This window comes from Paraburkholderia dipogonis (assembly GCF_042680985.1).
Classification (GTDB): Bacteria; Pseudomonadota; Gammaproteobacteria; order Burkholderiales; family Burkholderiaceae; genus Paraburkholderia; species Paraburkholderia phytofirmans.
The window spans coordinates 150,420-160,270 of record NZ_JBHUFR010000014.1; the positions used below are offsets into that span (position 1 = coordinate 150,420).

General features: G+C 62.1%; 4 protein-coding genes and 2 pseudogenes. 3 read left to right on the forward strand and 3 right to left on the reverse strand.

The genetic code is table 11. The annotated features are described in order from the left end of the window. The 3 genes from ACFSNN_RS20100 to ACFSNN_RS20110 form a co-directional block, all read left to right on the forward strand. Positions 1 to 1,152 (forward strand): MdtA/MuxA family multidrug efflux RND transporter periplasmic adaptor subunit (locus ACFSNN_RS20100; protein ID WP_377779187.1); only part of this gene is annotated, 1,152 nt, incomplete at its 5' end. 18 nt (positions 1,153 to 1,170) lie between these two features. Next, positions 1,171 to 4,305 (forward strand): MdtB/MuxB family multidrug efflux RND transporter permease subunit, encoded by a 3,135-nt coding sequence (locus ACFSNN_RS20105; RefSeq protein ID WP_134456433.1) that lies wholly within the window; start codon positions 1,171 to 1,173, stop codon positions 4,303 to 4,305. A 3-nt stretch (positions 4,306 to 4,308) separates the two neighbouring features. Beyond that, positions 4,309 to 7,632: an efflux RND transporter permease subunit gene (locus tag ACFSNN_RS20110; protein WP_377689412.1), complete on the forward strand. Its 3,324-nt coding sequence runs from the start codon at positions 4,309 to 4,311 to the stop codon at positions 7,630 to 7,632. A gap of 181 nt (positions 7,633 to 7,813) precedes the next feature. Here the strand turns inward: ACFSNN_RS20110 and ACFSNN_RS20115 are convergent. From ACFSNN_RS20115 to ACFSNN_RS20125, 3 genes and pseudogenes are all read right to left on the reverse strand, one after another. Next, positions 7,814 to 8,109, reverse strand: a pseudogene (locus ACFSNN_RS20115) (PAAR domain-containing protein). Between the two features lie 36 nt (positions 8,110 to 8,145). Further along, complete coding sequence (locus tag ACFSNN_RS20120; RefSeq protein ID WP_134456434.1) at positions 8,146 to 8,667, reverse strand: hypothetical protein; 522 nt, start codon at positions 8,665 to 8,667, stop codon at positions 8,146 to 8,148. Beyond that, positions 8,648 to 9,851: pseudogene (locus ACFSNN_RS20125) on the reverse strand (hypothetical protein); the annotation flags it as partial. The pseudogene ACFSNN_RS20125 and the gene ACFSNN_RS20120, both read right to left, overlap by 20 nt.

A 9,851-nucleotide genomic window follows, 5' to 3' on the forward strand; every position in this document is an offset into this window, starting at 1 on the left:
GGGCGCGCTGGCCGCGGCGGCGCAATGGGCAATATGCCGCAGCCGGTTCACGTGGCGGCCGCGACGCAAGGCGAAATGCCGGTGGTGCTAACCGCCCTCGGCACGGTCACGCCGCTGGCCAACGTCACCGTGCTGCCGCAGTTGAGCGGCGTGTTGCAGGACGTGTATTTCAAGGAAGGTCAGATGGTCAAGAAGGGCGACGTGCTGGCCCAGATCGACCCGCGCCCGTATCAGATCTCGCTCGACAACGCGCAAGGCACGCTCGCCCGCGACGAGGCCCTGCTGCAAACCGCCCGTCTCGACCTGAAGCGCTACCAGACGCTGCTCTCGCAAGACTCCATCGCCAGCCAGCAGGTGGATACGCAGGCCTCGCTGGTGCGGCAATACGAAGGCACGGTGAAGTCCGACAAGGCCAATATCGACACGTTCAAACTCGACCTCGTGTATGCGCGCGTCACCGCGCCGGTGTCGGGACGCGTCGGTCTGCGCCAGGTCGATCCGGGCAATTACGTGACGCCGAGCCTGACCAACGGCCTCGTGGTGATTACGCAGTTGCAGCCAATCAGCGTGATCTTCACGACCTCCGAAGACAATCTGCAACAGATCATCCAGCAGACTCAGTCGGGCGCGAAGCTCTCGGTCACGGCGTATGACCGCAGCAACACCACGTCGCTCGAAGGCGGCATGCTCGAAACGCTGGACAACCAGATCGACACCACCACCGGCACGGTCAAGTTGCGCGCGATCTTCCAGAACAGCAAGAACCTGCTGTTCCCGAATCAGTTCGTGAATACGCGCCTGCTGGTCGATACGATCAAGGACGCCGTGATCGTGCCGACGCCGGCCGTGCTGAACGGCTCGATGGGACAGTTCGTGTACGTCGTGAAGGCGGATAACACGGTGACCGTGCGGCCGGTCAAGATCGGCCCCGTGGATGGCGAACGCACCAGCATCAAGTCCGGTCTGGCGGTGGGCGAGCGCGTCGTGATCGACGGTTCGGACCGCCTGAAGGAAGGCGCGAAAATCACGATTCCGGCCGACAAGCCGCGTGGCGCATCGGGTGCCCGTGGGGCAAGCAGCGCGGCCGCTGCATCGGGCGCATCCGGCGCCCACGCGCATCATGGCAAACACCCGGCGCAAGCCTCGCAATAAAGGCACGGCACTTACCGCATGAATCCATCTCGCGCCTTTATTCTGCGTCCCGTCGGCACCGCGCTGCTGATGGCGGCGATCATGCTGGTCGGTCTCGTCGCGCTGCGCTTCCTGCCGCTCTCGGCGCTGCCCGAGGTCGACTACCCGACCATCCAGGTGCAAACCTTCTATCCGGGCGCGAGCCCGGACGTGATGACCTCGTCGGTCACCGCGCCGCTCGAGCGTCAGTTCGGGCAGATGCCGTCGTTGAATCAGATGTCGTCGCAAAGCTCGGCCGGCTCGTCGATCATCACGCTGCAGTTCAGTCTCGATCTGCCGCTCGATATCGCCGAGCAGGAGGTCCAGGCCGCCATCAACGCGGCCGGCAATCTGCTGCCGTCCGACCTGCCCGCGCCGCCGATCTACGCGAAGGTCAATCCGGCCGACGCGCCGATCATCACGCTCGCGATCACCTCGAAGACGCTGCCGCTCACGCAGGTGCAGGATCTGGCCGACACGCGTCTCGCGCAGAAGATTTCGCAGGTGGCGGGCGTGGGTCTGGTGAGCCTGTCGGGCGGCCAGCGCCCGGCTGTGCGGATTCAGGCGAACCCGCGCGCGCTCGCCGCGTACGGTCTGAATCTGGACGACTTGCGCACTACCATCTCGAACCTGAACGTCAACACGCCGAAGGGTAACTTCGACGGCCCCACGCGCAATTACACGATCAACGCGAACGACCAGTTGACCGACGCCGACGCCTACAAGAGCGCCGTGGTCGCGTACAAGAACGGCCGCGCGGTGATGCTGACGGACGTCGCCAATATCGTGCAGGGTGCGGAGAACACCAAGCTCGGCGCGTGGGTCGACGGCACCCCCGCGATCATTCTGAACGTGCAGCGTCAGCCGGGCGCGAACGTGATCCAGGTGGTGGACAGCATCAAGAAGCTGCTGCCGCAGTTGCAGCAGGCGCTGCCCGCCGCGCTCGACGTGGAAGTCGTCACCGACCGCACCACCACGATCCGCGCCTCCGTGCGCGACGTGCAGTTCGAACTGGCCATGTCGGTCGTGCTGGTCGTGCTGGTCATGTACCTGTTCCTCGCCAACGTCTACGCGACCATCATTCCGAGTCTCTCGGTGCCGCTCTCGCTGATCGGCACGCTCGCCGTGATGTACCTGTGCGGCTTCTCGCTCGACAACCTGTCGTTGATGGCGTTGACCATCGCGACCGGCTTCGTGGTGGACGACGCGATCGTGATGATCGAGAACATCGCGCGTTACGTGGAGGAAGGCGAAACGCCGCTCGAAGCCGCGTTGAAGGGCTCGAAACAGATCGGCTTCACGATCATTTCGCTGACGGTCTCGCTGATCGCCGTGCTGATCCCGCTGCTCTTCATGGGCGACGTGGTCGGCCGGCTGTTTCACGAATTCGCCATTACGCTCGCCGTGACGATCGTGATCTCGGCGGTCGTGTCGCTCACGCTCGTGCCGATGATGTGCGCCAAACTGCTGCGCCACACGCCACCGCACGAGAGCCACCGTTTCGAAGCCAAAGCGCACCGCGCGATCGACTGGGTGATCGCGCGTTACGCGGTCGCGCTCACGTGGGTGCTGAACCGGCAACGCTCCACGCTCGTTGTCGCGGTGCTGACGCTGGTGCTGACCGGCGTGCTATATGTGTTCATTCCGAAGGGCTTCTTCCCGGTGCAGGACACCGGCGTGATCCAGGCGATCACGCAGGCGCCGCAGTCGGTGTCGTATGCGTCGATGGCCGAGCGCCAGCAGGAACTCGCCGCGCAGATCCTGAAGAATCCCGACGTGGAAAGCCTGACCTCGTTCATCGGCGTAGACGGCAGCAACATCACGCTGAACAGCGGCCGCATGCTGATCAACCTGAAGCCGCGCGACGACCGCAGCAACACCGCGAGCGAAGTGATCCGCCAATTGCAACGTGACGTGGCGCATATTCCCGGCGCGTCGCTGTACATGCAGCCGGTGCAGGATCTGACCATCGACTCGACCGTCAGCCCGACGCAGTACCAGTTCATGCTGACCGATCCGAATATCAGCGAATTCACGACGTGGGTGCCCAAGCTGGTCGAACGTCTGAAGCAGTCGCCCGAGCTGGCCGACGTGGCCACCGACCTGCAGGACAACGGCCAGTCGGTTTACATCGAAATCGACCGCGCCACCGCGTCGCGTTACGGCATCACGCCGGCCACCGTGGATAGCGCACTGTACGACGCGTTCGGCCAACGCATCATCTCCACCATTTTCACGCAGTCGAACCAGTACCGCGTGATTCTGGAAGCGCAGCCGGAGATGCAGCATTACACCGAATCGCTGAAGTCGATCTATCTGCCCTCTTCCACGTCCACGGGCGGACAGGTTCCGCTGTCGTCGATCGCGCGCTTCATCGAGAAACCCGCGCCGCTGCTGGTCACGCACCTGAGCCAGTTCCCGGCCACCACGGTGTCGTTCAACCTCGCGCCGGGTTCGTCGCTCGGCGCGGCGGTCAAGGCAATCGATCAGGCCGAGAAGGACATCGGCTTGCCCGCGTCGTTCCAGACCCGCTACCAGGGCGCGGCGCTGGCGTTCCAGGCGTCGCTGTCGAACGAGCTGTTCCTGATTCTCGCGGCGATCGTCACGATGTATATCGTGCTGGGCGTGCTGTACGAGAGCTTTATCCATCCGATCACGATTCTCTCGACGCTGCCTTCGGCCGGTGTCGGCGCACTGCTGGCGCTGCTGATTACCGGACATGATCTCGACATCATCGGCATCATCGGGATCGTGCTGCTGATCGGTATCGTGAAGAAGAACGCGATCATGATGATTGACTTCGCGCTCTACGCCGAACGCGAGGAAGGCAAGCCGCCGCGCGAAGCGATCTACCAGGCGTGCCTCTTGCGCTTCCGGCCGATTCTGATGACCACGCTCGCCGCCCTGCTCGGCGCACTGCCGCTGATGCTCGGCACCGGCGCCGGCTCCGAATTGCGCCGTCCGCTCGGTATCGCGATTGCGGGCGGGTTGATCGTCAGCCAGTTGCTGACGCTCTTCACCACGCCGGTGATCTACCTCGCGTTCGACTCGCTCGGCCGCCGCGCGCGTGAACGCTTCAATCGCGGCGGGCCGTCCAAAGGCGCGACACCGCCCGTCAGCGACGCGGGGAACTGAGCGATGAATCTATCGCGTCCGTTTATTTCCCGCCCGGTCGCCACCACGCTGCTGGCGATCGGCATCGCGCTGGCCGGTATTTTCGCGTTCACGAAGCTGCCGGTAGCGCCGCTGCCGCAGGTCGATTTCCCGACCATTTCGGTGCAGGCCAGTTTGCCGGGCGCGAGTCCGGATACCGTGGCGACCAGCGTCGCCAGTCCGCTTGAACGGCATCTCGGCTCGATCGCCGACGTCACCGAAATGACCTCGCAAAGTTCGGTCGGCTCGACGCGCATCACCATGCAGTTCGGCCTGAACCGCGACATCGACGGCGCCGCGCGCGACGTGCAGGCCGCCATCAACGCGGCGCGTGCCGATCTGCCGGCGAGCTTGCGCAGCAATCCGACGTACCACAAGGTCAATCCTGCCGACGCCCCGATTCTGATTCTGGCGCTTACCTCGAAAACGCTCACGGCCGGCCAGTTGTACGACTCCGCGGCGACCGTGCTGCAACAGTCGCTGTCGCAGGTGGACGGCGTCGGCGAAGTGGACGTGAGCGGCTCGGCCAATCCGGCGGTACGTGTCGAACTGGAACCGAATGCGCTCTCGCACTACGGCATCGGTCTCGAAGACGTGCGCGCGGCGCTTGCCGCGGCCAACGCGAACAGCCCGAAAGGCTCGATCGAATTCGGTCCGAACCGCGTGCAGATCTATACCAACGACCAGGCCAGCAAGGCGTCGCAATACAGGGATCTGGTCATCGCCTATCGCAACGGCTCGGCGGTGAAGCTCTCCGACGTCGCCGAGGTGGTCGATTCGGTCGAAGATCTGCGCAACCTCGGCCTCTTCAACGGCAAACGTTCGGTGCTGGTGATTCTGTACCGTCAGCCGGGCGCGAACATCATCGACACCATCGACCGTGTGACGGCCATGCTGCCGCAACTGCACGCGTCGCTGCCCGCCGACGTCGACATCGCGCCGGCCGCCGACCGCTCCACCACGATCCGCGCCTCGCTGAAAGATACCGAGCGCACGCTGGTGGTCGCGGTGGCGCTGGTGGTGATGGTGGTGTTCCTGTTCCTGCGCAACTGGCGCGCCACGCTGATTCCGAGCGTGGCCGTGCCGATCTCGATCATCGGCACGTTCGGCGCGATGTACCTGCTCGGTTTTTCGATCGACAACCTCTCGCTGATGGCGCTGACCATCGCGACCGGCTTCGTGGTCGACGACGCGATCGTGGTGCTGGAGAACATCTCAAGACATATCGAGAACGGCGTGCCGCGCATGAAGGCGGCTTTCCTCGGCGCGCGCGAAGTTGGCTTCACCGTGCTGTCCATCAGCATCTCGCTGGTCGCCGTGTTCCTGCCGATTTTGCTGATGGGCGGCATCGTCGGGCGCCTGTTCCGTGAATTCGCGCTGACGCTCTCGCTGGCGATCGGCGTGTCGCTGATCGTCTCGCTCACGCTCACGCCGATGATGTGCTCGCGCCTCCTGCGCGAGCCGCACGAAAAGAAGGAAGAAGGACGTTTCGGCCGCTGGCTGGAACGCGGCTTCGCGTCGATGCAGCGCGGTTATGAACGCACGCTCGGCTGGGCGCTGCTGCATCCGCGCCTGATCGTGACGATCCTGCTGCTGACCATCGGCCTGAACGTGTGGCTGTACATCATCGTGCCGAAGGGTTTCTTTCCGCAGCAGGACACGGGGCGGCTGGTGGGCGGCATTCAGGCCGACCAGGCCACCTCGTTCCAGTCCATGAAAGGCAAGTTCGCGCAGATGATGGAGATCGTCGGCAAGAATCCGGCGGTGGAAAGCGTGGCCGGTTTCACAGGCGGGCGGCAAACCAATTCCGGCTTCATGTTCGTGACGCTGAAATCGAAGTCCGAGCGCAAGGACTCCGCCGATCAGGTGATCCAGCAGCTGCGCGCGCCGCTCGGCGACGTAGCCGGCGCGCGGACCTTCCTGCAGGCGGTGCAGGACATTCGCGTCGGCGGACGGCAATCGAACGCGCAGTACCAGTTCACGCTGCTGGCCGATTCGACTCCCGACCTGTACCTGTGGGGACCGAAGCTCACCGAGGCGCTGCAGGCGCGGCCCGAACTCGCGGACGTGAATTCCGACCAGCAGCAAGGCGGCCTCGAAGCGATGGTGACGATCGACCGGGCCACCGCCGCGCGCCTCGGCATCAAGCCGGCGCAGATTGACAACACCTTGTACGACGCGTTCGGCCAGCGCCAGGTGTCGACGATCTATAACCCGTTGAATCAGTATCACGTTGTGATGGAAGTCGCACCGAAGTACTGGCAGAGCCCGGACATGCTGAAGCAGATTTACATCAGCACGTCGGGTGGCAGCGCGAGCGGCGCGCAGACCACCAACGCGCCGGCGGGCACGGTGACAAAGGCCGCGACCGCCGCTGCAACGGCCACTTCGACCAGCGCGACGACCGGTGGCACCGCGGGCACGACCGCTTCGAGCGCGGCGAGCATTGCCGCCGACTCCGCGCGCAATCAGGCGATCAATTCGATTGCGGCGAGCGGCAAGTCGAGCGCTTCGTCGGGCGCGGCGGTGTCGACCGCGAAGGAAACCATGGTGCCGCTGTCGGCGATCGCGAGCTTCGGGCCGGGCAGCACGCCGCTCTCCGTGAATCACCAGAGCCAGTTCGTGGCCTCGACGATTTCATTCAATTTGCCGCCGGGCGTTTCACTATCGACGGCGACCCAGGCAATCTACGACACGATGGCGCAGATCGGCATGCCGGGGACGATCCATGGCAGTTTCCAGGGGACGGCGCAGGCGTTCCAGCAGTCGATGTCCGACCAGCCGATTCTGATTCTGGCCGCGCTGGCCGCCGTGTATATCGTGCTGGGGATGTTGTACGAGAGCTATATCCATCCGCTGACGATTCTGTCGACGCTGCCTTCCGCGGGTGTCGGCGCGTTGCTGGCGTTGCTGCTGTTCAAGACGGAGTTCAGCATCATCGCGTTAATTGGGGTGATTTTGCTGATCGGTATTGTGAAGAAGAACGCGATCATGATGGTGGATTTTGCTATTGAAGCATCCCGGCAGGGGTTGTCGTCGCGCGATGCGATTCACCAGGCTTGTTTGCTGCGGTTCCGGCCGATCATGATGACGACTTTTGCCGCGCTGCTGGGGGCTTTGCCGTTGGCGTTCGGGCGGGGTGAAGGGGCGGAGCTTCGGGCGCCGCTGGGGATTGCGATTGTGGGTGGGTTGATTGTGAGTCAGATGCTCACGCTTTATACGACGCCGGTTGTGTATCTTTATATGGATCGGATTCGGGTCAGGTGGGAGGCGAGGAAGGGGCGGCGCGCTGGGGCGGCGGCGACTTGACGGTGGGGGTGGTGCGGTTTTTTGGCTCCTGACGGCTGAACGACGAAACGACACGAGTAATCGCGCACTTTCCTTCGAAGGTGCCGGTCCACCATATTTCATACCGGCATGAAGGCGTGGGAGGATCGCCGTCAGCCTTGCTTGTGCATGCCTCTGTACGTGGACCGGCAGACTGACTCGATCACATGCCGGCGCCTGGCAAGTGCGTTGTATCGAAACTCGACAGGTTGCTACTCAGGCTGGGAACCAGCCGGCGACCGCACATAGTGAGATGCCCATGACGCGCGACGGGCACACCGTGATCGGTAAACCTGCTGTCGCCCTCGAGAATCACATTCGACTTCAGGGCACAGCGGACATTTTCACAAGATCGTCCTCGCGGGCTACGCGTCGGCCGCCGTAGCGCTTCGTGTCTGAAGCGGTGATGACTTCGCCGCCGTGGTCAGTGGTGTCGCCGAGTCGGATAAGATTGATCACTAAATTTCCTAATCACATTGCTTGATTTTGGGGCGGTTAATCTTGGTAGGCATCGTTGCAGTCGAATGACTTCCAGCGCCCTTCGCTGCCCTTGTAACAACTGAGCGGCAAGTAGATCAGATCTTTGGAGTTCCACTTGTACACAACTTTCACTCCCTGAAAACCAGGGGGAGCTTGGGTAACGGTCGTCCACATCAATGGACGCCGCGATGTTGCCGAGACAGGACCAGAAGTCAAGGCTGCGACAGGTGGCGAAGTTAGAACCACGCACCAACTATTCGAATTACGTTGCTCAAAAACTGTTTTTTGAGCGTTGGTTCCAGAAGTCGTGTCGGTTGCGATCACAAAGTCATGCGATCCAATATGACGGCGAAACTGCAATATATTCTCGTCATCGTCAAAACGGCTACCGTATGTGTCTGACATTCCGGCTTTCAACGAAGAATAGCAGGAGGCGTAATGGGACTCGCGCCACGCTTGCGGCAGCGTAACCAACTCGCCTGCATTCACGTCAGAACCGATTGCGACAATGGCAATGCTAAGGAATTTGCGGTACATAGCTAACTTGGATGGATGATGTTGCCGGGACGGTCGCGGGCGGGAACGTCTGACATAGCGTGGGGTGACCCGACGGTACCAACGGGGGATAGGTAATGGTCTCCTCATGGAGGGGACTGGTATCGTCCATCAGGACGCGGCGAAGCAACGCGGCGAACTGCTGGCGATTTGCGTATCCTGAGGCACCGCCGTTAATTAGCCAGCTTATAAAGCCGACAACGGATGGGACTACGCCAAGGTCTGCCGCACGGTTAATGTTTGTCTTTCCCCTAAAATGCTTAGAAACCCAAAACATGCCGGAGGATTCCGCGGCGTCAGTAGGATTGGAAGCGATTGTGACAGGATCGAAGCGAGGAAACCAACGACGGGGCGTTGCGCCATTTGACCACTCATGTGTGCTCGTGGCGGTAATCCGTGCGTCGGAATATGTCAATCCAACGATGTTCGGCAGATGTCTGAAGACTCCATATTCCTCGTAATTACTCGGCCAAGTAAGCTGAAGGTAGCCTCGTCCGTAGAATGGCCCATACGGCTTGCCGTGGCCAGCGCCTCCCTCGTTCATTAGACTTAGGACGCCTGTTTCAATGTAAGTTTGAGCGAGGAAATGCAGCAGTCTAGGCATGCTGTCGCCAAGATATTTACGACGGAGCATGTTCACCGATTTGTAATGCACGATTGCCCGCTGATACGCGTCGTTCCAGCTTATCTGTCCGGTCAACGATCGACGAGGGAGGCACTGCGCCAGTTCTTCGACGCTTAGCCAGTTGCAACTTTTCATGTTTCGGATAAACGCCGTCGGCGGCAAATGCCACAGCTCATTGGCATGAGGCAGATCAGGATCGCTGATGTCTTCCCAGAACGCCAGATCGCGCGCATGGTCCATCAGTTTATTGAAGTCCGCATCTGACAACGGATTGGCCAATGCCTCATGCGGACTCTTCAGCCAGCCATACCGCGCCGCCAGTCCGTCACGACTCCACTCGGATGGAAACCTGCACACGGCTCGCGCCATGCGCTCGCGGATCGCATCCGTCCCGAGAGCACTCACCGCATCGGCGTGGCTCACATGCCCCGCATGATTGACGTCGAGCCAGCGCTTTATCGTCGGCGAATCGCACAGGCTGTCGGGCGTCGGATCATCGCCAATGAAACTCCAGCCGGCCCACTCCGGGAAATCGGCATCG